The following is a 26096-nucleotide window of genomic DNA, read 5'->3' on the forward strand; positions in this document are numbered from 1 at the left end:
TCAAGAAGGGCCGCGCGGCGGCCCGAAGTTCAGACGAGAAAAATGAACGAACTCAAATCACTGGATCAGCGGCCCATAGGCGGCCCGGGACCCATCCGGCGCACCGCACTGCACGACACGCTGGTCAGCCATTTGCGCGACATGATCATCGAGGGCGACCTTCCGCCCGGAACCCGTCTGCACGAGGGGCAACTGGGCGAGCAGCTCGGCGTATCGCGCACGCCGCTGCGCGAGGCGATCAAGTATCTTGCGAGCGAAGGCCTGGTGGAGCTCGTCCCGAGCCGCGGCGCCGTCGTCAAGCGCTTCAGCGCCAAGGATGTTCAGGACATGCTCACAGTGCTGCAGACCCTGGAGGAGCTCGCTGGCAGGCTTGCCTGCGAGGCCGCGACGGATGCGGAGATCGCCGAAGTGCGGGCGCTCCACGACGAAATGGTGCGCCGCTACGAGGCGGGCGACCGGATGCAATATTACAAGCTCAACCAGGACATCCACACCGCCATCGCCCGGCTTTCGGGCAATGCGGCCCTCGCCGACATGCATGCCATGCTGCAGACGCGGCTGAAGCGCATCCGCTTCATCGGCCATGAAGGCCCGGAGAAATGGGCCGCCGCGGTCGCCGAACATCAGGAAATGATCGCCGCGCTCGAAGCGCGCGACAAGGCCAGGCTATCGAAAGTGCTGGGGCTCCATCTGACGAAGGCCTGGGAACGGGTACGCGACGCGGTCTAGAGCGTCGACGCAAAAGCGAAATACGCCCTCTGGCCTGCCGGCCAGGGGGCATCACCGCTCGGCGCCGATCACTTCACCGCCAGCAGGCAGATATAGGCAAGCACCGTTACCAGCAGGCCACGGAAAGCGAAGCTGACACAGCGGTATTTGCCGCAGGCGATCGCCGCAAGCGCATCCGCATTCTCGGCATATTGGCGGAAGAGATAGGCCTGATCGCCGGTCTCCGCCGCTCGGATGAAGCTGTCGCGATGACGGGACCAGGCGCCCCAGAACAGCGTCGTGGAGGTGGTGCTCTTCCGCGGCAGAACCACGAGTATAGCCGACACGATGGAGAAGACCGAAGCAAGCGCAAGCATTGCCGACAGGGCCAGCGCCACGCCGCCGCCCTCGGCGTAACGCTGCCAGGAAAAGACGCTCCGCCCTTCTTGCGAAGTGACGAGAAAGGCGAACATGAAGGTGAAGATATAGGCCGCCTTCTGGTCCGACGTCTTTATCTGATCGGCGAAGACGTCGTTGACCTTCCTGATGTGATCATAATAGGCGCCGAGTGCCACTTCCGACCCGGCTCCTTCACTTGGCAGATCGAGTTTGTACAGATTACCCCCGGCTTCCATTCGCCACTCCCCTTTATTCGTCTCCTCTTTATTACACTCGACGAGTAAAAACATCCGCCCAAAACTGGGCTCTTGACATTTCTCCCCTCTAAATTCACTGGATTCAGTATAACGAGGGGTGACAGAGAATGCGGGGAAGAAGAACGGGAGCATTGCTTGCCGCGGCGACGTTTTTTGCGCCCTTGTCTGCGCAAGCCGAGCCGGTTCCGCGCCCCTCGCCGGCCGCCGGCTCCGTTATCGCCCGCAAGTCCGGCGAGGAGGTGCGTTTCGTCGACGTTTCCAACTGGCGGGTCGTCGACCTCGCCCAGGATCTCATTCCCGGCGATGTGCTGCGCACCAATGCCACCGGCGCGCTCGCGGTCCTCTTCAGAGATCACACGCAGATAAGACTGGGGCGCAATACCGCGCTTCGCGTCAAGGAAATCGGCGCGGGCGACACGAAATTCGGGTTGGAATCGGGGACGATCTGGGCTCGAGCCGAGCGCGGCGGCGAGGGCCTGGTCATCGACACGCCGGCCGCGGCCGCCGCCATTCGCGGTACCGATTGGACGCTGACGGTCGGCCCCGACGGCAAGACCTCGCTCGTCGTCCTCGAAGGCGTCGTCGAACTCAGCAATGCCTATGGCAGCGTGACTGTGAAGCAGGGCGAAGGCGCCGTTGCGGCGATCGGCAGCGCACCGACGAAGATCGTGATCGTCACGCCGAAGGACCGCGAGCAGATGCTCTTTCATCTGTCGCTCCGCAATGCCTTCGTCTGGATGCCGGCCACGCCCTTCAGCGTTCCCGAAATGCGTCGGGAGCGCGCGCGCGTCGAAGCGAAACCCGCAGGCTTGCGCACGACCGAGGAGTGGCTGACGCTTGCGGAAATTTATCTTTCGCTCGATGGCCGCCACAAGGCTCAGGCCGCGCTCGCGGAAGCGGCGGGACGGGGCCTGAGCCGGTCCCAGGCAGCGCGTGCCGATCTCGTGCGCGCATTGATCGCCGGCTCGTCCAACCGGTATGAAGAGGCGGCGCGCTTGTTCGACAGGGCCGAACGCGGCCTCGACCCGAGCCGCCGCACGATCGCGGCCTATGGCGGCTATTTCTCGCGCGGGCTCGCGAACCCCGAACGCGTCGAGGAGCCGCCGCGCAATGCCAGCGGCCGCTATGCGGGCATGGTCAGGGCCTGGACCGCCGGCTTCCGCGAAGACATTCCGGCGGCGATCGCAGTGATCAAGAGGGCCGAGCAGCAATATCCCGACGACCCGACCCTGCCTGCGGCACGCGCGCAGCTCGCCCTGCTGCTGGACGATCGCGACGAGCTTCGCAACGGCGTCGAGCGGGCGCTTGCGATCGACCCTGAAGACCCGACGGCGCTCGAGGCGCGCGCACATTACCGCTCTTACATCGAGAACGATCTCGATGCCGCCCTTGCCGACCTGAACAGGGCGCTCGAGACTGCCCCAGGCTCCTCGTCGATCTGGAACGCCCTCGGGCTGGTCCAGGGCGCGCGCGGCGACAATCGTGCCGCCGAGGCCGCCTTCAAGCAGGCGATCGCGCTTGATCCGCTCGATCCCGTCTCGCACGCAAACCTTGCGATACAATACATGGACGAGATGCGGATGGCCGAAGCGAAGCGCGAGATCGACGCCGCGCTTTCCGTCGATCCCTCCTTCGACGTGGCGCTCGTGGCGCGCGGCCGCTACCACATGCAGAACGGCGAGGCCGACAAGGCGGTGGAAGACCTGCTCGCCGGCTCGACGGCCAACCCGGCCTATTCGAACGCACAGCTGCTGCTCGCAGCCGCGCATTACGAGAAGGGCGACCACGTTCCGGCAGCTCAGGCGCTCGACAATGCCGACCGGCTCGACCCGAACGATCCCGTCGTGGCGACGGTCAGAACCGCGATCGCGATCGATGCCTATGATGCGGACGCGGCCATTCGCAATGCTCAGGAAGCCCTTCGCCGCACCCGCGCCAAAGGCGGCGACACGGCGGCACTCGGCGCCAACCAGGAGCAAGGTTCGACGCTCAACGACGCCTTCCGGCTGCAGGGGTTGGATGCCTGGGGTCAATATTACGGCGACGCCGTCTTCGATCCCTTCACCGGCGCCAGCTATGTCGACCAGGCGGTGCGCGGCAGCGTCAACCCCTTCTTCAACGCTTACGATTTCACCGCCAACGCCGTCGCGAACACGGTCAATACCACAAGCTTTTCCGCTCTCATCCAGGGGCTTCTGATCGAGCCGCATATGCTGGCCAGCCGCGAGAGAACGGTCAACCTGCTGCGTTCGCCCTTTTTCGAGACGGAGCTCGGCGGCGGGTTCATCGCCAATGAGGACCATACCGGATGGGTCGGGGAAGCTGCGGTTCGGGGATTTACGGTCTCGCCGTTCCCGATCAGCGTCTACGGTACGTTCCAGTGGGAGGAGCCGAAGGATGTGTTCGATCTCGGAGGCGCCCGAGTGGAACGAGAGCTGCGGATAATCGGAGGCAACGGCTACGTTACGGCCAGTCCGACGCCCGATGACCGCATTGTAGCCTTCGCGAACTATTCCGATATCGAGGAGACACAGCAATTTCTGCCTGTTCCGCCTGACCTTGAGATAGGGAACGAGTCTTCCGGCCTCATTTCCGGGCTCGCATGGAGCCATACATTCGGATACCGCAACGTCGGAAACGCCGCGTTGTTTTTCAGGGAACTCCGCACCGGTGATAGCCTATCCATTCTGGATGCCAGCGGCGCTGGAGGGACCATCGATCTTGAAACGAAGGAGCGGACCTATATCGCTGCAGTGAACCACTTATATGGAGATGGGGACCTGACGTGGCGCTATGGCGTTGAGGGCGGGAAGGTCCGGTCGGACAGCTCACCGGCCGTCTTCGACTCGTCCACGCAAGCGGTCGCGAAAGCCTATGTTGATGTCCTCTATGAAATGACCCCGGACCTCAAAGTCGAAGGCGCCCTGTTCGCCCGTTACATAGAGGACGTCAACGACAACAATATCCGGCTTGAGCCGAGACTCGGGATCGCCTGGGCACCGGTCGAGGGCCATTGGCTGCGCGCCGCCGTTCAGCGCGAAGGCTATAATTTCGGCTCTGCCACGCTTGCGCCGGTCGGCATCGTCGGACTGCAGCCCAACCAGTTCCTTATCGGCACGGGCGGCTATGCCGACACGCTGGCCTTTCGCTGGGATGCCGAGTGGAACGACTGGCTCTTTACAGCCGTCGACTACCAGCACCAGGAAATTAGCGACGGTTCGATTGCCATCCCGGTCACCAGCCCCTTCTTCGCACTGACGGATTTCCCTTTCGACAAGGGCCGCATCGACCGCGTTGCATTGACCGCAAACCTCGCGCTCGGTCACGGATTCGGCCTGTCGGCGACGATGGCCCACACCGAAAGCGAGGACCTCTCGACCGGCGCCGGCGGCGATCTGCCCTTTCTGCCTGAATATTCAGGCCAGGTGGCACTCACCTTTGTCAGCACAGCCAATGTCAAAACGACCGTCGCCGCCAACTATATAGGCGAGCGGGCCGAAGGTCCGATAACCCACGACGATTTCTGGACGCTCGACGCCGCTCTCCAATGGGAGCCCTTCGACAAGCGGTTCGAAGTCGAGCTCGCCGGCTTCAATCTTCTGGGCGAGGAGTTCGAGGTGCGCGACGGGCTGCCCGGCTGGGGTCCCACGGTCAAGGGCACCGTCAAAGTGCGGTTCTGATGAACGACTTTCGCGAGCTTCGCCTTTCCTCCCGGCGGGTAAAGCTTGCCGCCCTGACGACCGTCGTGGCCGCCCTCGTCTCGGCTGTCTCGCTGACCGGTACGTGGTCGCTGGTGGACCTGCGCGCCTATGACTATCTCTCGATCTTCGGCCGGCCATCGCTACCGGAAGACGGCCCGGTCATCGTGGCCATCGACGAACCCTCGATGGCGGAGATCGGCAGTCAATGGCCCTGGCCGCGCGCGCTGCACGCCCGCCTGATCGAAGCCCTGAGGGCCGCCGGCGCCCGGGCGATCGGCCTCGACGTGATCTTCGCCGAACCGGCCGCCGCGCCGGAGAACGATCAGGCGCTTGCCGAAGTTCTCGGGCCGGATGTGGTGCTTGCCGGCGACGAGACGCTGATCCGCACGCCGCAGGCCGAGCAATTCGTGCGCATCGAGCCGCTACCCGCCTTTCTGGCACGGGGCGCGAAGGTCGGCATCGCCTCGGTCGGCCTCAGCGGCGACGGAGCGCTCCGGCAGATCCCCGCCTATCCGGACGGTTTCGCCGCAACGCTCGCGACCGTCGCCGGCGCCGAGCCGGCGGTGCCGCCGAGAAAGGCGCTGATGCAGACCTTCGGCCCGGCCCGGACCTATCCGACCGTTTCCTATTATCAGGCGCTCGACCCCGAGAATTTCCTGCCGGAGGGCACCTTCCGCGACAGGGTCGTCATCGTGGGCCTGAGCCTGCAGAACGCGCCCACCATCGCGGGCGGTGGCGTCGATGCCTTCCCCACCTCCGACACGGTCTTCTCACGCGGCCGCGTCGCCGGTGCTGAAATCCAGGCGACCATTTACGACAATCTCGTGCACCGGCTGTTCGTCAGGCAGGCAGGCGCGGGCTTTGCCATCGCGGCGATCATCCTCGCCAGCCTGGCCGCAGCCCTTGCCGTTCTCAGGTCGACGAGCTGGAAGACGCTTGGTTACGGCGCCCTCGCCCTTACTCTGATCTTTCTTGCAAGCTACGGCCTGATGCGCCTCGGCCATGCGTTCGTCTCGCCCCTCGCCCCGGCACTCGCCTTTCTCGCCGTGGCGGTGGGGCAGGCGGGCCTCGACTACGCGGACGAACGGCGGCGGCGGCGGGAAATCACCCGTGCCTTCGCGCAGTATCTCTCGCCGGCCCTCGTCGAGCGGCTGGCAAGCGACCCATCCCAGCTGAAGCTCGGCGGCGAAAGACGGACGCTCACGGTACTCTTCTGCGACGTTCGCGGCTTCACCACCATATCGGAGGACATGAAGGACGATCCGGAAGGACTGACGACGCTCGTCAACCGGCTCCTGACCCCTCTTTCGGAGGCGGTGCTCAACCGACGCGGCACGATCGACAAATATATCGGCGACTGCCTGATGGCCTTCTGGAACGCTCCGCTCGACGATCCGGACCATGCCGTCCATGCCGTTCAGGCGGCGCGCGACATGCTTGCCGCCCTCGGCGGTCTCAACGCAGAGCTGGAAGCCGAGGCGAAAGCGGCGGGGCGTCCGCCGAAGGCGCTGAGGATCGGCATCGGCATCAACACGGGCGAATGCGTCGTCGGCAATATGGGCTCGGCCCGCCGCTTCGATTATTCGGCGCTGGGCGATGCGGTCAATCTCGCCTCGCGCCTCGAAGGTGCCTCCAAGGACTACGGTGTGCCGCTGCTCCTCGGCGAACGTACTGCAACACTCGCCGCCCGGAAATTTGCGGTTGCCGAGCTCGACCGCATCACCGTCAAGGGACGCAGCGCGGTCTCCCCGATCTTCACCCTGGTCGACGGGGCTTCGGAACAGGCGCTCGCGCGCCACCGCGCCTACCTCGCCGGGAAATACAGCGGCGAGATCGCTGCCGATGACGGTTTGTTCGATGAACTCAAGGCGGCGCTGCCGTCGCTCGCGCGCTATTACGAGCGCGAGCGGGAACGGCTGCTGAAATAGCGGATGAGGGCAAATCACGGGCTTGGCGCTCAATGCAAGCCGCCGACCCCCAGCAGCCGCTCGACCGTGGCCTGCTCCTTCGCCAGCGCCTTCGGCGTTCCGCTCCAGGCGAGCCTGCCGCGCTCCAGGATGATCACCCGGTCGGCGAAATCGAGGGCGCTCTGGATGCGCTGCTCCACCAGCAGGATGGTCATGTCGCCGGTTTTCGCGAGCTCGGCGAAAGCCTTCATCAGTTCCTCGCAGATGACCGGCGCCAGTCCTTCGAGCGGCTCGTCGAGCAGCAGGACCGAGGGGCGGCCGAGGATCGAGCGGGCGGTTGACAACATCTGCTGCTCGCCGCCGGAAAGCTGCAAGCCGAGGTTTCGGCGCCGCTCGTAGAGGCGCGGGAACATCTCATAGGCCTCGCTCAGCGCCGTCTTTGGCCGGCCCTTGAGGCCGACGAAGAGATTTTCCTCAACCGTCAGCGACGGGAAGACGCAGCGCGCCTGCGGCACGAAGCCGAGGCCTTTCAGCGCGCGTGATGCGCTCGGCAGCGTGGTGACGTCGGCCTCGCCGATACGGATGCGTCCGCCGTAACGGCGCGTCTGCCCGGCGAGCGTAGCGAGCAGCGTCGTCTTGCCCATGCCGTTGCGGCCGAGAACCGCAAGCCGCGCGCCGGCAGGCACCGAAAAGGAAATCCCCTCCAGCACCCGCGTCGGCCCATAGCCGGCGGAGAGATTGTCGACTTCAAGCGGTGCTGCCGGCATCGGCATAGCTCCCGAGATAGGCTTCGCGCACACGCGGATCTTTGGTGACGTCGGCTGGAGAGCCGTCGAAGATGACCATGCCGGCAGCAAGCACGATCACGCGCTTGGCGAAGCGGAAGACGAGATCCATGTCGTGCTCGATCATCAGGACGGCAAGGTCATCGGGAAGTTCGGCGAGCGCCTGCTCGATGCGGCCCGTGTCGCTCTGCGGCACGCCGGCTGCCGGCTCGTCGAGCAGCAGCACCTTAGGTTTGAGCGCCAGCGCGACCGCGATCTCCAGCAGCCGCTGCTGGCCGTAGGCGACCTGGCGCACCGGCCGGTGCGCCAGATCGCGCAGGCCAAGCTTGCCAAGCAGGCTACCGGCCTCTGCCATCACCCCGGGCATCGCCAGGAAATTGCCGAACATGCGGCCCGCCCGGCCGTCGCGCTGCAGGATCGCGAGCGCCACGTGCTCGGCGGGCGTCATGTCCTGGAAAAGGCGCGTCACCTGGAACGAACGCACGAGGCCGCGGCGCACGCGGCCGATCGCGTCGATATGGGTGACGGTTTCGCCGCCGATCCGCACCTCTCCGGCATCCGGCTTCAGATTACCGGTGACGAGATTGACGAAGGTCGTCTTGCCGGCACCGTTCGGGCCGATCAGGGCGACGCGGTCGCCCGGTGCCATGGAAAGGCTGACATCGTTGGTGACGGCGAGACCGCCGAAGGAGCGCTTGAGATTTCTGGCTTCGAATATGGCGCTCATCGGCCCGCCCCCCATCGCCGCGCGAGGATTTCTGCGACCGTGCCGTAAAGCCCTTTCGGCGCAAAGAGCACGACCGCGATCAACAGGGCCCCGACCATGGTCAGCCAATGGAACGGGTTGGCCGCCGAGACGAGATCTTCGAAGAACATGAAGACGATCGTGCCGGTAAGCGCCCCGAAGAGCGAGCCGGTACCGCCGAGCACGAGCATGACCAGACTTTCGGCCGAGAGCGTGAAGGAGAGGCTGTCGAGACCGACGACTTGCGTCGAGACGGCGTTGAGCGCCCCGCCGACGCCGGCGACCGCGCCGGAAATCACATACATCTTGAGGAGGGCGATCGTCGGCGACGCGCCCATCGCCTGAATGCGGATCGGATCCTCCTTGATGCCGCGGCAGAGCATGCCGAAAGGCGAGCGCACGACGAGGCGCAGGAGCACGAAGACGATTGCGAGCAGCACGACGCCGAAGACATAGGCCGTGCGGCCCCAGAGGTCGAAGGCAAAAAGGCCGATGAGCGGATCGGGCGCGATGCCGGCCAGTCCGTCGCTTCCCCCCGTCCAGGACGAGGCCTTGTTGGCGAATTCATGGAACAGATGGATGAGCGCTATCGAGAGCACGAGCTGCGGCAGACCGTGCGCCCGAAGGATCACTACCCCGCAGGCGAGCCCCGCCACCGCACCGCCGAGAATACCGGCGGCGACCATGAGGAGCGGATCGGTAGTGCCGAAATGCACGGCCGCGATCCCGGCGGCATAGGCGCCGCTGCCGAACAGCGCGGCATGGCCGAGGGTCGCGACGCCGCAATAGCCGGTGACGAGATCGAGCGAGAGGACCAGCAGCGCGATCGCTATGATGCGGGTGAGCAGCGCGAGATTGTTCGGAAAGAGCAGGTAGCCGATGGCGGCCAGCACGAGGATCAGGGCGAGGCCGGCAAGATCGTGGCCGAACCCCCGCCTGCCCGCAGAAAGTGCCGTGGCTGCTTCGTTCATCGTTGCCATGGTCACCTACTTCATCCTCCCGGCAAGGCCGCGCGGAAACACGCAGACGACGGCGATGACGGCGAGATAGAAGAAGAACTCTCCGAATTCCGGCATCAGATAGCGCCCCGTCGTATCGATGCCGCCAAGCAGGAGGCAGGCGGCAAGTGCACCCGGGATCGACCCCGCACCGCCGACGGAAACGACCACCAGGAAGGTGACCATGTATCTGAGCGCATAATAGGGCTCGACCGGCAGCAGTTCCGCGCCGACGACGCCGCCGAACGCGGCAAGCCCCACGGCCACGGCGAAACTCACGGCATAGACGACCTCCGTGCGCACTCCGAGTGCCGCCGCCATCGCCGCATCGTCGACGGCGGCGCGGAGCTTGACCCCGAAGGCGGTTTTCTCGATGGCAAACCAGAGGGCTCCGGCAACGGTGAGGCCGCAGACGATCGCGAAGATCCGGTGCACGGCGATCGAGCGGAAGCCGAGATCGGCGGAGCCCTCGAGGCTCGGCGGCAGCGGGATCGTCTTGAGAGTCGGGCCGAAGACGTAGTTGGCAATGCCGATGATGCAGAAGGTGATACCGATCGTCATCAGCACCTGAGTCAGCTCCGGCTGGCCGTAGATGCGGCGGTAGAGCAGGCGCTCGATCGGGATGGCGATGACGATCGTGCCGAAGACCGCGATCAGCACCGCGACTCCGTAGCCGAGCCCGAGATCACGCGCCGCATAGGATGCGATATAGCCGCCGATCATCGCAAAGGCGCCGTGGGCAAGATTGACGACGCGCATGAGGCCGAGCGTGACCGAAAGGCCGATCGAGATCACGAACAGCACCATGCCATAGGCGAGCGCATCGACGGCTATGCTGGAGATGGTTTGCATGAGCGCATCCTAACGGTGTGGCAAGGCTTCACCCTCGATCCTCATTCCGGAAGGCTTCCGCCAAACCAGCAATGCAGCCGTCGCATATGGCGGCTTCGATCAACCGGTCGAGATGATGGCCGCCGATCATTTCACCGCGGCAAGACCCGGATCGCCCTGTTTCTCGAAGGTCTGGATTTCCTTGTTGTAATAGGTTCCATCATCGGCCTTGGCGACCTCGCGCAGATAGATGTTCTGAGTGATATGGCGCGATTCGGGATCGATCGACACCGGCCCGCGCGGGCTTGTCCAGGAGAGCCCCTTCACGGCATCGACCGCCTTCTGGGCATCCTGCTCGCCCCCCGTCGCCTCGATCATCTTGTAGATGACATGCAAGCCGTCATAGGCCCCGACCGCGGGGAAGGAGAGCTCGGCCGGATTGCCGATCGCCTTGGCGGCCGCCTCGACGAAGGCCTTGTTTTCCGGCGAGTCATGCGAAACGGCATAGTGAAAGGTCGTCTGCAGGCCGAGCGCGGCGTCGCCCAGCGCCGGCAGGTCGGACTCCTGGGTGAGGTCGCCCGGCGCGAAGAACTTGATGCCGCCATCCTTGAGGCCGTTTTCGTTGAACGCCTTGACGAAGCCGAGCGTCGTCGGGCCGGACGGCAGGAAGGCGAAGACGCCTTCGGCACCGGAATCCTTGATGCGCTGCATGATCGGCGAGAAATCGTTGGTCGACAGCGGCATGCGGATCGCCTCCACGATCTCGCCGCCCACCGCCTCGAAGCCGGCCTTGAATGCGTTCTCCGCATCGACACCCGGGCCGTAATCGCTGACCACGGAGATGATCTTCGAGACGCCGGCATCCTTCGCCACCTTGGCGATCGGCGTGGATGTCTGCCAGAGCGTGAAGGAGGTGCGCACCACGAGCGGGCTCTTGGTGACGATCGCCGACGTGGCGGCATTCATGATCACCAGCGGCACGTTCGCCTGCTCGAGCAGCGGCGTGACGGCCATCGCGTCGGGCGTGAAATAGAAGCCGGCGAGATATTGCACACCTTCCTTTACGACCAGCTCCTGCGCCAGCGCCTTGGACTGGGCCGGGTCCGCCTGCGGCACGTCGCGGTATAGGATTTCGATATCGTCGTCGCCGACCTTGGCGCCGTTCACCGCCATATAGGCGTCGATGCCTGCCTTGAAGTTCTTGCCCTGCAGCGCAAAGGGACCGGAAAACGGTCCGACGACGCCGACCTTGATCGTATCCGCCTGCGCCGCGACGCTCGTTGCCAGAGCCGCGAGTGCGGCCAGAATGAGCCTTGTCATATTTCCTCCCCCGCGACGCCGCTACTCCCGGCCGGCATCGCTTCCTTTTACATCAATCGCAATCGACAGCGGGCAGTCTGCCATGTCAAACGGTGATGCAAAAATGAAATATGGGCGGAAATCCATAATCCCCCGGTTATTGTTTTGTCCGGGGGGGTTATGGAGGAAGCGCGCGCGTGCGTCAGTGCAGCCCGAATTCCCGAAGCAGTTCCTGCCTGTAGCGCACGAAGCGTGCGCCGCTGCGATCGCGCGGCCGGGGCAGGTCGATGTCGATCGCTCTCCGCGCTCCGTCCTGTTGCTTCGGCAGTATCAGGACACGATCCGCCAGATAGATGGCCTCCTCGAGATCATGCGTGACCAGAACCATCGTCACGTTCTCCTCCCGCCAGATGCGCTCGAGCTCCTGTTGCATCATCAGCTTAGTCATCGCATCGAGGGCGCCCAGCGGCTCGTCCAGCAGCAGGATTTCGGGCTTTACCGTCAGCGCTCGCGCAAGCCCGACCCGCTGCGCCATTCCGCCGGAAAGCTGCTTCGGATAGGCATCCTGGAAATCGGCAAGGCCGACAAGCGAAATGTAGTGACGTGCAAGCTCCTCGGCGCGCCCGGAATCCTCGCCTCGTACCTTCAGGCCGAAGGCCACATTGCCGAGAACCGTCAGCCAGGGAAGCAGCCGCGGCTCCTGGAAAATGACGGCGCGCTCCTTGCCGACACCAGCAACCGGCCGGCCGTCGATCAATACCCGGCCCGCATCGGCCGTCTCGAGACCCGCAAGAACCCGCAGCAATGTCGTCTTGCCCGATCCGCTCGCCCCGACGATCGCAAGGCATTCCCCGGACCGGATGTCCAGATTGAGGTTCCTGAGGACGCTGAGCCGCCGCCCGTTGATGCGGAAGGATTTCGAGAGATCGCGCAACGCCACCTCTCCTTTGCGCAGGCTTCTGACTTCAGCCATTTTCACCACCTCAATTCGCCGCGGCGGACGTCGCGTCCGGCCGGAACAGAAGATCGGAAGCCTTGTATTTGCCCTGCGGCAGGCTGCCCTCGCGCTCGAGAACGCCGATCCAGAAATCCAGATCGCGCTCGGTCGCCTGCGCGCCCTTTCGCAGACCGAATCCCGTCCAATGCCTCGCGAGATCGCCGTTTTCGCCGCGCTCGGTCAGAATACGGGCGAGCACGGCGCGCGCTTCTTCCGGATGCTCGCGTGACCAGTCGGCGGCGCGCGCGGATTGTTCAACGAAGTTTTTGGCGGCCTCCGGATTCTTTTCGACGAAATCCCGCCTGAGAACCGCAAAACCGCCGGCAATTTCGCCGAGCACATCCGTGTCGTCGAAGACCGCACGCACCCCGCCGTGATCCAATATCTGGCCGTTGAAGGTCGCCTGCCAGTATCCCACGGCGGCGATGTCGACCTGGTTCGACCGGAGCGTCTGCTCGAGCTGCGGCCCGGGTACGACGACGAGGTTTGCTGCGTTTTCGGGCAAGCCCTTGGTGTGCAGCGCCTCGCGTACCGCATAGTCGAGATGCGCCCCGAGCGTATTCACCGCAATCGTCTTACCTGCGATATCCCCGATGGACCTGATCGGGCTGTCTTCGAGCACGTAGAATATGCTCTTGACCTGCTCGTTGATGCCGTTGGTCGGAAAGGCCGCGACGAAATCGTTTCCGCCGGCGATCGAGTTGATGACGGCTGCGGTCGCCGCCGAGCCGATGTCGACGCTGCCGGAGGCAAGCGCGAACAGGGATGCGGGCCCGCCTCCCGCATAACCGACATTCTCGAGCCTGATGCCGAGGCTGTCGAAATAGCCGAGCTCATAGGCGAGTTCGTGCGGCGACAGGCTGCCCTGGCTCGCGAGGAACCGCAGCGTCACCGGTTCCGGAGCTTCTGCTGCTGCAAGGCTGGAAAGCCCGATCGACAACAGGCTGCCGAATGCGAGGGCACGAATGGAAATCGTCATATGTCACCTTTTCCATGATCTGGAAGTTTCGAATGTCGAGGCCGTTTTGCTGCAGTTCCGGGCGGAAGGCCGCTGCGCACTTTTTCTGGAATTGCTCTAGTTCGAGGCGTCGCTCCAGCGGCAGAGGCGGCGCTGCGCAAAGACCAGCGCGTAATTGGAGACGAGCCCCAGCCCGGCGAGAATGAAGATCGCCGCGAACATCAGGGGAATCTGGAAATTGTACTGGGCGTTCATGACCTGGAACCCGATGCCCTTATTGGCCCCGATCATCTCGGATGCGATGAGCAGCAGCAGGGCAGTCGTCGCACTCAGGCGCAGGCCGACGAAGATCGAAGGAACGGCGCCCGGAAGAACCACGCGACGGAACACAGTGAGACGCGACGCGCCATAGACGCGCGCCATCTCGATCAGCTTCGAATCCACTTCCTTGACCCCGTTGATGGTATTCAGAAGCAACGGGAAGAGCGTCGCCCAAAAGATGACGAAGACTTTCGACGCCTCGCCGAGTCCGAGAAGCAGAATGAAAACCGGATAGAGAGCGAGCGCGGACGTCTGGCGGAAAAGCTGGAGGACGGGATCGAGCGCGTTCTCGATCGGACGCACCTGCCCCATCAAGAGACCGAGCGGTATGGCCAGGACCACCGCCCCGACGAAGGCGGTTCCGGAGCGCTGAATGCTGATCGCGATGTCGTCGAGCAAGGCTCCGCCGGAAATTCCCGTCCACAGGGCGGAAAGGATGGCACCGACGGACGGAAACACGGCCGGATTGATCCAGCCGGCGGTGCTGGCCGCCTGCCAGAGCGCAAGAAAGGCGATGAGCAGTCCGTAGCGCGACAGCCAGCTGCCGGCGGCGGCGCCTGACCGGCGGAGATACTCGTCCGCTCTTGCGCTGACGCTGCCGCCTTCGTGGAGGATCGACCTGTCGAGTTCCTGCAAGCTCATTTTCGTGTCTCCCCTCTTACTCGGCCGCCTGAACGGTCGCGCGCGCCAAAGTCCACGGGTTCGCCGGACGGGGAAGTCCGAGATTTTCCCGCAGCGTCCGCCCCTCGTAGGCGGTGCGGAACAGGCCGCGTCTCTGCAGTATGGGGACGACCAGATCGACGAAATCGTCGAGCGCGCCCGGAAGCCATGGCGGCAGGATGTTGAAACCGTCGGCCGCTTCGCTCAGGAACCACTCCTCGAGCTGATCGGCGACCTGCTCGGCGCTGCCGACGACGGTGCAGTGACCGCGTGCGGTCGCGATCCACTGATAGAGCTGGCGGATGGTGAAGCCATGCTCGTCCGCGATCTTTCGGATCAGCGCCTGCCGGCTTTTCATTCCTTCTGTCTGATTGCTGACGGGCAAGGGCCCATCGAGCGGATATCCCGTCAGGTCGAGCGTGCCGCCGGTCAGGCCATTCAACAGCGCCACGCCGTCCTCCGGCACGATCAACGCATTCAGCTCTTCATATTTGGAGCGCGCCTCCTCTTCGGTCCGGCCGACAAAAGGAGCCACCCCCGGCATGATCAGCACATGGTCGGGGTTGCGCCCGGCGTGCTTCACGCGTGCCTTGATGTCGCGGTAGAATTCCTGCGCCGAAGCGAGGTTCTGATGGGCGGTGAAAATCACCTCGGCACTTGCCGCCGCAAGCCTGCGTCCGTCCTCGGATTGCCCCGCCTGCACCACGACCGGATGTCCTTGGACGGGACGCGGCGCGTTCAGCGGTCCTTTGACGCTGAAATGCTTGCCCTTGTGGTCGATGTCGTGAACCCGGCCGGCATCGAAGAAGCGGCCGGTCGCCTTGTCGCGGATGAAGGCATCATCTTCCCAGCTGTCCCATAGAGCCTTGACGGTCTCGACGTGCTCGTGCGCGCGCTCGTATCGTTCGGCGTGGCTCGGCTGCGTCTCTCTGTTGAAGTTGCGCGCCGTCTCGTCGCCGGCGGAGGTGACCACGTTCCAGCCTGCCCGCCCGTTGGACAGAAGGTCCAGCGAGGCGAACTTGCGGGCGAGCGTGTAGGGCTCCTCATAGGTCGTCGATGCCGTGGCAATGAAGCCCAGATGGGTCGTCAGCGGTGCGAGTGCTGCAAAGAGGGTGACAGGCTCGAAACCGGCGATCTTCGCATTGCCGCCTTCGCGGCCGCCAAGCCCGACGGAGAGGTTGTCGGCGAGAAAATAGGCGTCGAACAGGCCGCGCTCCGCGGTCTCGGCGAGCCTTCTGTGGAATTCGAAATTGGTTGCACCATCTGCCGGAGCGCCCGGATGCCTCCAGGCGGCAATATGCTGGCCGCCGCCGGGAAGAAAGGCTCCAAGCTTGATCTGTCTTGTCATTGCTGCCTCCGTTGGATTTGCTTCGCCGGCTGGCGTCACTTCGCCTCGATTGCCGACGCAAACCGGGTTGGGTTGAAATTGCGGTTAAGCCGCCAGGCTTGCCCTGGCGGCGCGCGCGAGCGCCTGCGTTGCCTCGCCGACCGCCCTGCCGACGCGGTCATGGATCGCCTCGGAGGCGAGAGAGCCGTCGGCAAAGTCCTTGTCGGAGGCGTAGATCGCGGTCGGGATCGCCAATGCCTCGAAGAAGCCGAACAGTGGCCTCAACTGATGCTCCACCATCAGCGAGTGGCGCTCCCCGCCCCCGGTAGCGGCGAGGATGACGGGCTTGCCGCGAAGCGAGGAGGGATCGAGCAGGTCGAAGACGTGCTTGAAGAGGCCGGTATAGCTTCCCTTGAAGGTCGGCGACCCCACCACCAGAATGTCGGCTGCAAGCATCTGACCAACGACATATCGCGCTTCCGGTGCGAGTTCGTCGAGCCTTCTCGCGGGGAGCAGCGACGCCCCGAAGTCCTCGATATCGAAGGTCTGCGCCGACGCGCCGGCATCGACCGCCAGCCGGTGGACGATATGGTCGACGAATGCGCGTGTCCTGGACGGACGCGTGATATTGCCTGAAATACCCACCACTCGTGTCTGCGGCATCGCTTTAGCTCCTCGTGAGATCCGTGCTTTCGTGATACTCATCAAAATCTATAATCTTAGTAGACTAAAGGAACGCCGTTCTATTCCCGATGCGCGAACAAGAAGACTTTGCTTCGAGGCTTCCCTGGGGGAACAAAGCACCGGCCGCGGGGTTACCGCCAGACAAGCGCAAGACCGCCATGCATCTGCCCGACGCAACCTACCGTCTCCAATTCCGCAACGGGATGGACTTCGCAAAAGCCGTGGAGTTGATCCCGCACCTCGTCGGGCTCGGCATATCTCACCTCTACGCCTCGCCCGTTTTCACCGCGGTCCGAGGGTCAACCCATGGCTACGACATCGTCGACTACAACGAGATCGACCCGGACCTGGGTGGCTACGACGGATTTGTGCGGCTCGCCCATGCGCTGAAAGCCGAAGGACTCGGTCTCATTCTGGACATCGTCCCGAACCACATGGCCGCGCATCTCGAGAATGACTGGTGGCACAGCGCGATCGAATGGGGCCGCCTTAGCGAATTTGTCGACTATTTCGACATCGACTGGCGGGAGCCGCTTACGCTCCCCTTCCTCGGCCGGTCGTTTGAGGAAGAGGTCGCAGCCGGCAATCTGCGCCTTGCTTACGACCACGAGCACCGCTGCCTGGCGCTCCGCTATTACGAGGCTCTCTATCCGCTCAATCCCGCCAGCTATGCGGCGATCCCGCGCAACGGCAATGCCGTGCTCGAAAGGCTCGCGGCTGCCGCCGGCACGGTCGAACGGAAAACCGCCGCACAGTTCCACGCGGAAATCGCCTCTGTCGTCGCGACGCCATCGCTCGCTGCCGAACTCGACCAATGTCTCGCCCGGTTCTCCGCAGACACACTCGACCGGCTGCATCGGAGACAATCCTGGCGGCTGATGAGCTGGCAGACGGCCCGGGACAAGCTCAGCTACCGGCGGTTTTTCGAGGTCGCCGGCCTCATCGGCATGCGCGTAGAAGATGACGCGGTCTTCACGGATACCCACCGGCTTGCGCTCGCCCTGGTCCGGGAAGGCCTGATCGATGGGCTCAGGATCGATCACATCGACGGCCTGGCCGATCCCAAGGGCTATCTCGACCGGCTCCGCCGGGAGGCCGGCGACGGCACCTATATCATCGTCGAGAAAATACTTGGCGAGAACGAAACGCTGCCGTCCGACTGGCCGGTCGACGGAACCACGGGCTACGAGTTCATATCGGCCCTCGCGGATCTCCTTTCCGACGACACTCCCTCTTCGTGGCTTTCGAGCGAGGAAAGGCGATCGGCGGCCGAAGAGGCGGTCACGGGATGCAAGCTCCAGGTCCTGAGCCGCAATTTCAATACGGAAGTCCGGCGGCTGACCGGACTGGCCGCTCGCTTCACAGGCGATGAGGATCCGGACCAGAACGAGCGGACCGGTGAGGCCATTTCCCAGCTGACGGCTGCACTGCCCGTCTATCGGACCTATGTCGGCGACCGGGGGGCCGGAGCGCGCGACAGCCGCATCCTCGACGCAGCCGCAGCGAAGGCAGCGGCACGCGCGCCCGCCGTCGGCGCCGAGATCGCAGCGATCGTTCCCGCACTCAGGCTGCCGATCGACTCGGCCGACGGCAAGCTGCGCTCTGAATTCCGTACGCGCTTTCAGCAGTTGAGCGGCGCGGTCATGGCCAAGGCGGTCGAGGATACCTTCTTCTATCGGAGAGGCGATTACCTCGCGGCGAACGAGGTGGGTGCCTCCCCCTTATGGACGCCCGGCGGCGTCGGCCGCTTTCATGCGACGATGCAGGATCGCGCAAGCCGGATGCCGCACGGCCTGTCGGCGACTTCCACGCACGACACCAAGCGGGGTGAAGATGCGCGCGCCCGGCTCCACGTCATCAGCGAGGCACCGGACGTCTGGGCCGCAGCGGTGGACCGCTGGCACGGGATGAATGCGGAAAGCATGGGCCGACTCCCGGCCGGCGAGGAACCGGACGCTTCGGTCGAGCAATTCCTCTATCAGAGCCTGCTCGGTGCCTGGCCCATAGCGCCGCTCGGTGACGAAGACGACCTGATCTTTCTGCACGAGCGGATGCTCGATTTCGCCGTTAAGGCGCTGCGGGAGGCAAAGCTCAGGACAAGCTGGGACGATCCGAACGAGCGCTATGAAGCAGCGATCAAGGCCTTTCTCGGCGATCTCCTGGATCGCCGGAACCGGTCCTTCCTCGGCGATTTCGAGAAAACGGCCGCACCGTTCATCCATGCCGGCCTGATCAACAGCCTCTCGCAAACGCTGGTGAAGCTCACCGCGCCCGGCATTCCCGATATCTATCAGGGCAGCGAACGCGTCGACCTTTCCCTCGTCGATCCCGACAACCGCCGCGGCTTTTCACCGCGCCCCTCGCCTTCCCGGCTGCCGCAAGCGCCGCCGATCGGCGATTTCGAGGACTGCAAGCAGACGCTGATCTCGATAGGCCTGAACTATCGCCGGGGGCGCGGCGCGGATTGTCTTGGAAGAGGCGAATATCGCGCGGTGCGCGTCGAAGGTCGGGGCGCCCGTCACGCCGCCGCTTTCATGCGTCGCAGCCGGAATGGCTTTGCGCTCACAGTCGTCCCACGGCTTGTCTTCGGCCAGACGGTCGACGGCCGCGTATCCATCCGTCCGGAACTGTGGCGAAACGCCTTTCTCGCCTTGCCCGAGGGCTGCCAGTTCAAGCCCATGTGCAATCTCCTGACGGGCGGCGTCACCGAGCCTCGGCCTCTTCTCGCCTTGGCGGACATCCTGCGGGACTTCCCTGTCGCCTTGCTGGTCGAGGCGTGAGGAATCTACCTCACACCCGCCCCAGCCGCCGGACATTGCCGGCGAGCTCGGCGGCGAGCCTCAATGCGGCGGCCGTTGCGCCGACCATCTGCGGCAGGATCAGCCATTCGAGCGTCCAGGCGGAGCCCGACCGCTCCTGCTCGTGCACCAGCGACTGGTGGATGGCGGAAATCTGCGTCGCGTTGAAGCGGGCGAGCGTCACCAGCACCTCCGCGGCGACCGGGTTCTGCTTGTGCGGCATGGCCGAGGAGCCGCCGCCGCCCGCAAGCACGATCTCGTCTCCCGCCTGCGCCATCAGCGCCACGTCCTGACCGAACTTGCCGAGGCTGCCGGTGACGAGCGACAGGAGGTGGGCGAAATCAGCGATCGGCAGGCGCTGGCTGTGCCATTGCGGGCAGTCGACCAGCGCGAGCTCCTCCGCCAGCGTCGCGCGGACGATGTCGGCCTTGCCCTTGAGCTTTTCGAGCGTGCCGGCGGCCCCTCCGAACTGCACCGTAAAAATGTCCGTTCCCGTGGCATCCAGCCTGTCCTGATGGTCGAACAGCGGCTCGATCCAGCTCCGCAGCCGGTCGGCCACTGTAATCGGGATCGCCGGCTGCATCCGCGTATGGGCGGTCAGCGTACGCTCGCCCCAGTGCCGCCCGCAAGCTTCGAGCGCCCTCACGACGTCGCCGACCCGGCCGGAGAAAAGTTCCGCGATCGCCTTCAGCCTCAGCATGAGGCTGGTATCGACCACGTCCTGGCTGCTGGCTCCGAAATGGACATGTTCCGCCGCCTCTTCGCCGACCGCCCGACGCAATTGCCGCACGAGTTCGGGAACGACGACACCGTCGATGGCAGTTGCCCGGCGCATGGCGCCGACGTCCGGAGAGAAGCCACGGCATGCCTCGGCAATGCGATTGGCGGCCGCCTCGGGGATGACGCCGTGGCGCGCCTCGGCACGCGCAAGCGCCGCCTCGAAGGCCAGCATGGCGCGAACATCGGCGACGACGGAGAATTCCGCCGCCACCGCCTCGTCTCCCAGAAGGCCGGAAAGATAGGGGTGATCGAAGGCCGAATAGGTCATGCCGCATCTCCAGCTCTCGCTCCCTTCGATTCGAAGGGAGCCTCACACGCATGCGGCAACGCGGGGGCGGGCTGCCGAACGATCATATATCCAGGAAGACCGTTTCCTTCTCGCCCTGGAGATGAATGTCGAAGACATAATTAGGCGCCTGACCCGCCGCGACAAGCGTCTTGGCCCGGTGGCGGTGCTCGATGCGGGCAAGCAACGGATCTTCGGCATTCGCCGCCGCCTCGTCTGGGAAATACATGCGCGTGTGAAGGCCGATGTTGATGCCGCGCGCGACGATCCAGAAGCTGACATGCGGGGCCATCAGCCGGCCGTCGTGGAATGGAACGCGGCCCGGCTTCACCGTCTCGAAAGTGAAGACACCGTCCTCGTCGCTCGTCGGTGAGCGTCCCCAGCCGGTAAAGTTCGGGTCTGCCGTACCGCGCAGATCCGACGGGGAATTGTAGAGCCCGGCTGCGTCCGCCTGCCAGATTTCGAGAAGTGCGTCCCTGAGCGGCATTCCGGCGCCGTCGATGACGCGACCGGTCACGGTGATGCGCTGCCCGAGCGTCTTGTCGTTGACCATCGAAGCGCCGAGGTCGCCATCATATACGCCGCCGATGCCGCAGAAATTCGGCGTCAGGCCGATATGGACATAGGGGCCAGCCGTCTGCGACGCCGTTTCCTTGAGGGTGCCTGGATCCTGAACCATCGGTGCCTCCTCAATTCCCTTCCGGCCTGTTTTCGAAGTAGGTCGAGCGGCGGCCACGCAGCACGATGTCGAACCTGTAGGCGCGCGCATCCATGGGCACGGTGTTGCCCCAGTCGAGAGCCGCGATCAGTTGCTCGATCGCCCGGCGGTCGGGGATCGTGCCGACGATCGGACATTTCCAGATCATCGGATCGCCCTCGAAATACATCTGCGTGATCAGGCGCTGGGCGAAACCGTGGCCGAAGACCGAGAAATGGATATGGGCGGGCCGCCAGTCGTTGACGCCGTTCGGCCAGGGATAGGCTCCGGGCCTGACCGTGCGGAACCAGTAACGGCCTTCCTCGTCGGTGATCGTTCTGCCGCAGCCGCCGAAATTCGGATCCAGCGGCGCGAGATAGCTTTCCTTCTTGTGACGGTAGCGTCCGCCGGCATTCGCCTGCCAGAACTCGACGAGCACACCCCGAACCGGATGGCCGCGTTCGTCGAGGACGCGGCCATGGACGATGATGCGTTCGCCGATCGCGCTTTCACCGGGACTGGCGAAGTTATGGATCAGGTCGTTGTCGAGCTCGCCAAGCATCGAATGGCCGAAGGCCGGGCCGGTGATCTCGGATATGGTCCCGTCGAGCGACAGCAGCGCCTTCTGAGGCGAACGCAGCACGGAGGTCTTGTAACCGGGCGCGAAGGCCGGCGGGTGCCAGGCGCGGTCGCGGGCGAAAAAGGCGCCCGTTTCGGGCTGGGCCTTCCGTCTGCCATTTTGATTGTCGGACATCGTCCTTCTCCCTCGCCCCTATCGAGCAGCCGTGCCGGCATCCATTTCCGCGAAAACCTGCTTGACGATCTTGATCGCGTGATTGGCCGCCGGAACGCCTGCATAGATGGCAACATGCAGCAGCGCCTCGCAAATATCCTCGCGCGTCGCCCCGGTATTGGCCGTGGCGCGGACATGCATGGCCACCTCCTCGTCCTGTCCAAGCGCGGCGAGCAGGGCGATGGTGACGATCGACCGCTCCCGCTTCGTCCAGCCGGGACGCGACCAGACATGCCCCCATGCCGCCTCGGTGATCAGCTCCTGGAAAGGACGGTCGAAATCGGTCGATGCCGACTCTGCCCGGTCGACGTGATCGTCGCCTAGAACGGCGCGTCGCGTCGCCATTCCCTGTCGGTAGCGCCCGGAAGGCGCAAGGGCATCGCTCATGGTTTGCCTCCAGACAACACGGATCGGAAGAAGCGTCTCAGCACCGACGTCAAGGCTTCCGGCTGCTCGACGCAGGGGATATGTCCCGCTCCGCGGATCACTTCGAAGCGCGCGCCCGCAATGAGATCGGCCGTCGAGCGGACCAGGTCGGGCGGGGTCGAACCGTCCTGGTCGCCGACGACGCAGAGCACCGGAACCGCGATCCTGCCCGCGGCTTCCGTGAAATCGGCGTCGCGGATGGCGGCGCAGGTGCCGACATAGCCCGGCACCGGCTGGCGGACCAGCATGTTGCGGTAGCCGGTGAAGGCAAGGTTTTCGGGTCGCCGGAAGGCCGGGGTGAACCAGCGTTCGAGCACGCCGTCGGCGACCGCCTCTATGCCATGCGCCTCGATCGCCGCGATGCGGGCGTCCCAGAACTCGGCAGTACCGATCTTGTGGGCGGTGTCGGAAAGCACGAGCGCCCGCACGAGGTCGGTGCGGCGGCCGTAGAGCGATTGCGCGATGAGACCGCCGACCGAAAGTCCGCAAACAATCGCCTTTTTCACGGCGAGGCGATCGAGGAGTCCGGCGAGATCGGTCGCATGGTCCTCGATGGAATAGGGGACCTGGCCGATATCGGACAGCCCGTGGCCACGCTTGTCGTAGAGCACGATGGCAAAATCGCCCGCCAGTCGGAGGACGACATCGCGCCAGATGCGGAAATCCGTGCCGAGCGAGTTGATGAAGACGAGCGCGGGCCTTTCCGTGACCGCGCCAACCACGCGATAGTGAATCGTGACGTCGTTGATGCGGGTGAATTGCACGGCAGCTCTCCTCCGTCGTCAAATTGGATGTTTCATCTGGTTAGGTAAAATGATATTTCGTGGCTTTCCCTTAACCAGAGGGTTATGCGATCCGTGATCGACGCTCGCGTTAAGTTTCGCCATCTGCAGACATTTGTCGAGGTCGCGCGTCAGAAGAGCGTGGTGAAGGCGGCCGAACTCCTGCATGTCACGCAGCCGGCGGTCACCAAGACGATCCGGGAACTCGAAGAGGTTCTGGGGGTCGCGGTTTTCGAGCGCGAGGGGCGCGGCATCAAGATCACGCGCTACGGCGAGGTCTTTCTGCGCCATGCAGGCGCCGCGCTGACGGCGCTGCGCCAAGGCCTCGATTCCGTCTCGCAGGAGCGGTCAGGCGAAGGTCCGCCGATCCGCGTCGGAGCGCTTCCGACCGTTTCGACCCGCATCATGCCCCGCGCCATCGCGCTCTTCCTGAAAGAGAAGACCGGCGCACGCATCAAGATCGTCACCGGTGAAAACGCAGTGCTTCTCGAACAATTGCGCGTGGGCGATCTCGACCTCGTCGTCGGCAGGCTCGCCGCTCCGGACAAGATGATCGGCTTCTCGTTCGAGCATCTCTACTCGGAACAGGTGGTCTTCGCGGTGCGCGCCGGACATCCGCTCATCTCCGGCAAACAATCTGTGTTCGCGCATCTGAGCGACTATCCGGTGCTGATGCCTACCCGCGCCTCGATCATCCGCCCCTTCGTCGAGCATTTCCTGATCGCCAACGGCATCGCCGGCCTTCCGAACCAGATCGAGACCGTTTCCGACTCCTTCGGCCGGGCGTTCGTGCGCTCCAGCGACGCCATCTGGATCATATCGGCGGGCGTCGTCGCCACGGATATCGCGGATGGTGTGTTGGCGGCGCTGCCGGTCGACACGAGCGAGACGAGGGGACCCGTCGGGCTTACCATGCGGACCGACGCTATCCCGTCGCTGCCGCTCTCGATCCTGATGCAGACGCTGCGCGAGGCGGCCGGGACGGCGATGGCTGCGGAAGCAAAGAGGACGGCGTAGCACCCGGGGGGTATTGAACCCCTCGCCAACCCTAAAGAGCCGGCATTCCGGCGGGTCGAAGCGAGCGCTTCTGAGCGGCGATGCGGAAGGGCGCGTTGGCTGCGCCGTAGCCGCGATAGCCGGCGCGCCGCTCGACAATTTCGAAGAAGAAGCCTTCTCCATAGGTCGGGCCGTAGATCTGGAAATACTCGCCTTCCTCATCGCGATCATAGAGGATGCTCTCTTCCCTCAGTCGATCGACGAAGTCAGGTTCGAGCCCGAACCGCACCTCGATGTCGTCATAGTAGTTGCGCGAGATTGCCAATGGGCGAAAGCCGCTGCGGCGCATATGGTCGGCGGCTGCAAAGATATCGTCGGTGCGGAAGGCCACATGCTGGACACCCGAGCCAAAGCTCTCTGCTATGAAGTGGCCTGCCAGCGTGCGGTGGTTGTCCGCTCCGTTCAATGTCAGCCGGAGCGTCCCGCTCGCATTCTCCACGACCTGGCTGCGGATCAGACCGGCAGGATCGACGATATCGACCTCTGCCGATTTGTCGGCATCGAGGATAGACGTGTAGAAAAGCAGCCAGCTCGGGAGCTCCTCCGCCTGCATGGATTGCGCCACATGGTCGATGGCGACAAGGGGCGATGATCCCTGAGGCGCCTTTCCCGACCGGACGAACTCGCGCGACCAAACGTCGTCGGCCTCGTTCAGGAAATAGATCAAGCCGCCGCCGATGCCGCGGATTGCGGCCATCGCCCCCTCTTCTTCGTTTGCCTCGGGCCGGAATATTTCGGCCCCGAGCGCGCCCGAGCGTTCGACGGCGGCCGCGGCATCGGGCACTTTCAGGCCGATCGCATAGGCCGATGCCCCGTGCACCAGGTAGCTCGAATGAGCGAAGCCATGCTGCTCGGTGTTGATGACGATGTTTACGCCTCCACGATCGCGACCCTGGCGCCAGAGCGCCACCGATTTCTCGCGATGTGAGGCAACCGCGTGAAAACCCATCGTTCCCAGAAGCGACCCGAGCGCCTCCGCCTCTGCCCGATCGGCGGTGAACTCCACGAATTCGACGCCAAGCACCTCGACGCGGTCGGGCATTGCCTCCGCGCTCTTCGCGACCGGTTCGCGCCGCTTCACCCGATCCATCAGATAGACCAGGGAACGATGTCCATCCTCGGCGATCGCCCTGGGTGATCCGCCCCGGAACTGGTCGTTGAAGATTTCCAGCGATAGGGCGCCGTCATAGCCGGTCGCGGCGACAGCCTGCATGAAATCGACGACCGGAAGATCGCCTTCGCCGGGCATGTTGCGGAAATGGCGGCTGAGATAAAGCAGATCCATGTCGATTCGCGGCGCGTCCGCGAGCTGAACGATGAAGATGCGGTCCCCCGGAATGGATCGGATCGACCGCAGGTCGATATTGCGCGACAGGGTGTGGAAACTGTCGAGGATCAACCCGATATTCGGGTGGTCCGCCCGCCGCACGATTTCCCAAGCATCCCGATGATCGTTGACATGGCGGCCCCAGGCAAGCGCCTCGTAGCCGACGCGCAAGCCGCGCTTGGCCGCCCTCTCGCCCAGTTCCCGAAGGTCGTCGGCAGCGCGGTCGATGCCGCCCAATGCGAGCGGGGAAACGCTGGAACAGACGAGCATCAGTTCCGTTCCAAGCTCCTGCATCAAGTCGAACTTGCGCTCCGCCCGGTCGAAAGCACGCGACCGGTGCGGTTCCGGCAGACCTTCGAAATCGCGGAACGGCTGAAAAAGCGTCACCTCCAGCCCGTGATCGCCGACCAAGCGGCCGACCTCCGCCGGCGAGCCGTCGAAGGTCAGGAAATCGTTCTCGAATATCTCCACGCCATCGAAGCCTGACGCAGCGACGGCAGCGAGCTTCTCCGAAAGAGTGCCGCTGATCGAAACGGTCGCGATCGAGGTCTTCATGCCGATCTCCTCTCGCCGG

The 26096-nt window shown here is 64.4% G+C and carries 22 protein-coding genes; 5 read left to right on the forward strand and 17 right to left on the reverse strand.

Translation table 11 applies throughout. The features are described from left to right. Positions 1-42 precede the first annotated feature (42 nt). Entirely contained in the window at positions 43-729 is a 687-nt protein-coding gene (locus AC6CIG_RS02515) for a GntR family transcriptional regulator (RefSeq protein ID WP_437405653.1), read from the forward strand. Between the two features lie 68 nt (positions 730-797). On the opposite strand, the gene AC6CIG_RS02520 is transcribed toward AC6CIG_RS02515, so the two are convergent. Then, positions 798-1343, reverse strand: a complete 546-nt coding sequence (locus AC6CIG_RS02520) for a Pycsar system effector family protein (protein WP_018096159.1) — start codon at positions 1341-1343, stop codon at positions 798-800. A gap of 128 nt (positions 1344-1471) precedes the next feature. Between AC6CIG_RS02520 and AC6CIG_RS02525 the strand changes: the two genes are divergently transcribed. After that, positions 1472-5044, forward strand: coding sequence for a FecR domain-containing protein (locus AC6CIG_RS02525; protein WP_498322182.1), 3573 nt, complete (start codon positions 1472-1474; stop codon positions 5042-5044). Then, positions 5044-6993 (forward strand): CHASE2 domain-containing protein, encoded by a 1950-nt coding sequence (locus AC6CIG_RS02530; RefSeq protein ID WP_498322183.1) that lies wholly within the window; start codon positions 5044-5046, stop codon positions 6991-6993. The genes AC6CIG_RS02525 and AC6CIG_RS02530 overlap by 1 nt, the downstream gene beginning before the upstream one ends. 29 nt (positions 6994-7022) lie before the next feature. On the opposite strand, the gene AC6CIG_RS02535 is transcribed toward AC6CIG_RS02530, so the two are convergent. The 10 genes from AC6CIG_RS02535 to msuE all read right to left on the reverse strand — a co-directional run bounded on the left by AC6CIG_RS02535 (position 7023) and on the right by msuE (position 16556). Next, on the reverse strand, positions 7023-7739 hold the full coding sequence (locus AC6CIG_RS02535) for an ABC transporter ATP-binding protein (protein ID WP_498322184.1): 717 nt from the start codon (positions 7737-7739) through the stop codon (positions 7023-7025). Further along, a complete protein-coding gene (locus AC6CIG_RS02540; protein WP_498322186.1) occupies positions 7720-8484 on the reverse strand; it encodes an ABC transporter ATP-binding protein in 765 nt (254 codons plus the stop codon). The genes AC6CIG_RS02535 and AC6CIG_RS02540 overlap by 20 nt, the downstream gene beginning before the upstream one ends. Continuing rightward, positions 8481-9482, reverse strand: coding sequence for a branched-chain amino acid ABC transporter permease (locus AC6CIG_RS02545; RefSeq protein ID WP_498322428.1), 1002 nt, complete (start codon positions 9480-9482; stop codon positions 8481-8483). The genes AC6CIG_RS02540 and AC6CIG_RS02545 overlap by 4 nt, the downstream gene beginning before the upstream one ends. Before the next feature lie 6 nt (positions 9483-9488). Further along, complete coding sequence (locus AC6CIG_RS02550; RefSeq protein ID WP_498322188.1) at positions 9489-10352, reverse strand: branched-chain amino acid ABC transporter permease; 864 nt, start codon at positions 10350-10352, stop codon at positions 9489-9491. 126 nt (positions 10353-10478) lie between these two features. Continuing rightward, entirely contained in the window at positions 10479-11651 is a 1173-nt protein-coding gene (locus AC6CIG_RS02555; RefSeq protein ID WP_018096150.1) for an ABC transporter substrate-binding protein, read from the reverse strand. A 181-nt stretch (positions 11652-11832) separates the two neighbouring features. Next, complete coding sequence (locus tag AC6CIG_RS02560) at positions 11833-12603, reverse strand: ABC transporter ATP-binding protein (RefSeq protein ID WP_498322189.1); 771 nt, start codon at positions 12601-12603, stop codon at positions 11833-11835. A 10-nt stretch (positions 12604-12613) separates the two neighbouring features. Next, positions 12614-13606, reverse strand: a complete 993-nt coding sequence (locus AC6CIG_RS02565) for an ABC transporter substrate-binding protein (RefSeq protein WP_498322191.1) — start codon at positions 13604-13606, stop codon at positions 12614-12616. A 96-nt stretch (positions 13607-13702) separates the two neighbouring features. Then, on the reverse strand, positions 13703-14548 hold the full coding sequence (locus AC6CIG_RS02570; protein ID WP_498322192.1) for an ABC transporter permease: 846 nt from the start codon (positions 14546-14548) through the stop codon (positions 13703-13705). A 16-nt stretch (positions 14549-14564) separates the two neighbouring features. Further along, entirely contained in the window at positions 14565-15914 is a 1350-nt protein-coding gene (locus tag AC6CIG_RS02575; RefSeq protein WP_498322194.1) for an LLM class flavin-dependent oxidoreductase, read from the reverse strand. An 84-nt stretch (positions 15915-15998) separates the two neighbouring features. Continuing rightward, positions 15999-16556, reverse strand: a complete 558-nt coding sequence (gene msuE, locus AC6CIG_RS02580; RefSeq protein ID WP_102761595.1) for an FMN reductase — start codon at positions 16554-16556, stop codon at positions 15999-16001. A gap of 179 nt (positions 16557-16735) precedes the next feature. On the opposite strand from msuE, the gene AC6CIG_RS02585 reads away from it, so the two are divergent. Further along, positions 16736-19357, forward strand: coding sequence for a malto-oligosyltrehalose synthase (locus tag AC6CIG_RS02585; protein ID WP_498322196.1), 2622 nt, complete (start codon positions 16736-16738; stop codon positions 19355-19357). A gap of 10 nt (positions 19358-19367) precedes the next feature. On the opposite strand, the gene AC6CIG_RS02590 is transcribed toward AC6CIG_RS02585, so the two are convergent. From AC6CIG_RS02590 to pcaD, 5 genes are all read right to left on the reverse strand, one after another. After that, positions 19368-20423: a 3-carboxy-cis,cis-muconate cycloisomerase gene (locus tag AC6CIG_RS02590; protein ID WP_498322198.1), complete on the reverse strand. Its 1056-nt coding sequence runs from the start codon at positions 20421-20423 to the stop codon at positions 19368-19370. 82 nt (positions 20424-20505) lie between these two features. After that, positions 20506-21120: a protocatechuate 3,4-dioxygenase subunit alpha gene (gene pcaG, locus AC6CIG_RS02595; protein ID WP_102761593.1), complete on the reverse strand. Its 615-nt coding sequence runs from the start codon at positions 21118-21120 to the stop codon at positions 20506-20508. Between the two features lie 10 nt (positions 21121-21130). Next, positions 21131-21892, reverse strand: coding sequence for a protocatechuate 3,4-dioxygenase subunit beta (gene pcaH, locus AC6CIG_RS02600; RefSeq protein WP_437405638.1), 762 nt, complete (start codon positions 21890-21892; stop codon positions 21131-21133). A gap of 18 nt (positions 21893-21910) precedes the next feature. Beyond that, complete coding sequence (gene pcaC, locus AC6CIG_RS02605) at positions 21911-22318, reverse strand: 4-carboxymuconolactone decarboxylase (protein WP_018096140.1); 408 nt, start codon at positions 22316-22318, stop codon at positions 21911-21913. Then, the gene (gene pcaD / locus AC6CIG_RS02610) at positions 22315-23121 is read right to left on the reverse strand and encodes a 3-oxoadipate enol-lactonase (protein ID WP_498322201.1); all 807 of its coding nucleotides are present in this window, start codon (positions 23119-23121) and stop codon (positions 22315-22317) included. The genes pcaC and pcaD overlap by 4 nt, the downstream gene beginning before the upstream one ends. A 93-nt stretch (positions 23122-23214) precedes the next feature. On the opposite strand from pcaD, the gene pcaQ reads away from it, so the two are divergent. Then, the gene (gene pcaQ / locus AC6CIG_RS02615; protein ID WP_498322203.1) at positions 23215-24156 is read left to right on the forward strand and encodes a pca operon transcription factor PcaQ; all 942 of its coding nucleotides are present in this window, start codon (positions 23215-23217) and stop codon (positions 24154-24156) included. 31 nt (positions 24157-24187) lie between these two features. On the opposite strand, the gene AC6CIG_RS02620 is transcribed toward pcaQ, so the two are convergent. Beyond that, entirely contained in the window at positions 24188-26077 is a 1890-nt protein-coding gene (locus AC6CIG_RS02620; protein WP_498322205.1) for a bifunctional sugar phosphate isomerase/epimerase/4-hydroxyphenylpyruvate dioxygenase family protein, read from the reverse strand. Positions 26078-26096: the final 19 nt, after the last annotated feature.

It is taken from the genome of Sinorhizobium sp. GQ132 (genome assembly GCF_059758575.1).

Coding starts and splice junctions, on each gene's coding strand:
- AC6CIG_RS02515 (WP_437405653.1), top strand. CDS start 43: ATGAACGAACTCAAATCACTGGATCAGCGGCCCATAGGCGGCCCGGGA.
- AC6CIG_RS02520 (WP_018096159.1), bottom strand. CDS start 1,343: ATGGAAGCCGGGGGTAATCTGTACAAACTCGATCTGCCAAGTGAAGGA.
- AC6CIG_RS02525 (WP_498322182.1), top strand. CDS start 1,472: ATGCGGGGAAGAAGAACGGGAGCATTGCTTGCCGCGGCGACGTTTTTT.
- AC6CIG_RS02530 (WP_498322183.1), top strand. CDS start 5,044: ATGAACGACTTTCGCGAGCTTCGCCTTTCCTCCCGGCGGGTAAAGCTT.
- AC6CIG_RS02535 (WP_498322184.1), bottom strand. CDS start 7,739: ATGCCGGCAGCACCGCTTGAAGTCGACAATCTCTCCGCCGGCTATGGG.
- AC6CIG_RS02540 (WP_498322186.1), bottom strand. CDS start 8,484: ATGAGCGCCATATTCGAAGCCAGAAATCTCAAGCGCTCCTTCGGCGGT.
- AC6CIG_RS02545 (WP_498322428.1), bottom strand. CDS start 9,482: ATGGCAACGATGAACGAAGCAGCCACGGCACTTTCTGCGGGCAGGCGG.
- AC6CIG_RS02550 (WP_498322188.1), bottom strand. CDS start 10,352: ATGCAAACCATCTCCAGCATAGCCGTCGATGCGCTCGCCTATGGCATG.
- AC6CIG_RS02555 (WP_018096150.1), bottom strand. CDS start 11,651: ATGACAAGGCTCATTCTGGCCGCACTCGCGGCTCTGGCAACGAGCGTC.
- AC6CIG_RS02560 (WP_498322189.1), bottom strand. CDS start 12,603: ATGGCTGAAGTCAGAAGCCTGCGCAAAGGAGAGGTGGCGTTGCGCGAT.
- AC6CIG_RS02565 (WP_498322191.1), bottom strand. CDS start 13,606: ATGACGATTTCCATTCGTGCCCTCGCATTCGGCAGCCTGTTGTCGATC.
- AC6CIG_RS02570 (WP_498322192.1), bottom strand. CDS start 14,548: ATGAGCTTGCAGGAACTCGACAGGTCGATCCTCCACGAAGGCGGCAGC.
- AC6CIG_RS02575 (WP_498322194.1), bottom strand. CDS start 15,914: ATGACAAGACAGATCAAGCTTGGAGCCTTTCTTCCCGGCGGCGGCCAG.
- msuE (WP_102761595.1), bottom strand. CDS start 16,556: ATGCCGCAGACACGAGTGGTGGGTATTTCAGGCAATATCACGCGTCCG.
- AC6CIG_RS02585 (WP_498322196.1), top strand. CDS start 16,736: ATGCATCTGCCCGACGCAACCTACCGTCTCCAATTCCGCAACGGGATG.
- AC6CIG_RS02590 (WP_498322198.1), bottom strand. CDS start 20,423: ATGACCTATTCGGCCTTCGATCACCCCTATCTTTCCGGCCTTCTGGGA.
- pcaG (WP_102761593.1), bottom strand. CDS start 21,120: ATGGTTCAGGATCCAGGCACCCTCAAGGAAACGGCGTCGCAGACGGCT.
- pcaH (WP_437405638.1), bottom strand. CDS start 21,892: ATGTCCGACAATCAAAATGGCAGACGGAAGGCCCAGCCCGAAACGGGC.
- pcaC (WP_018096140.1), bottom strand. CDS start 22,318: ATGAGCGATGCCCTTGCGCCTTCCGGGCGCTACCGACAGGGAATGGCG.
- AC6CIG_RS02620 (WP_498322205.1), bottom strand. CDS start 26,077: ATGAAGACCTCGATCGCGACCGTTTCGATCAGCGGCACTCTTTCGGAG.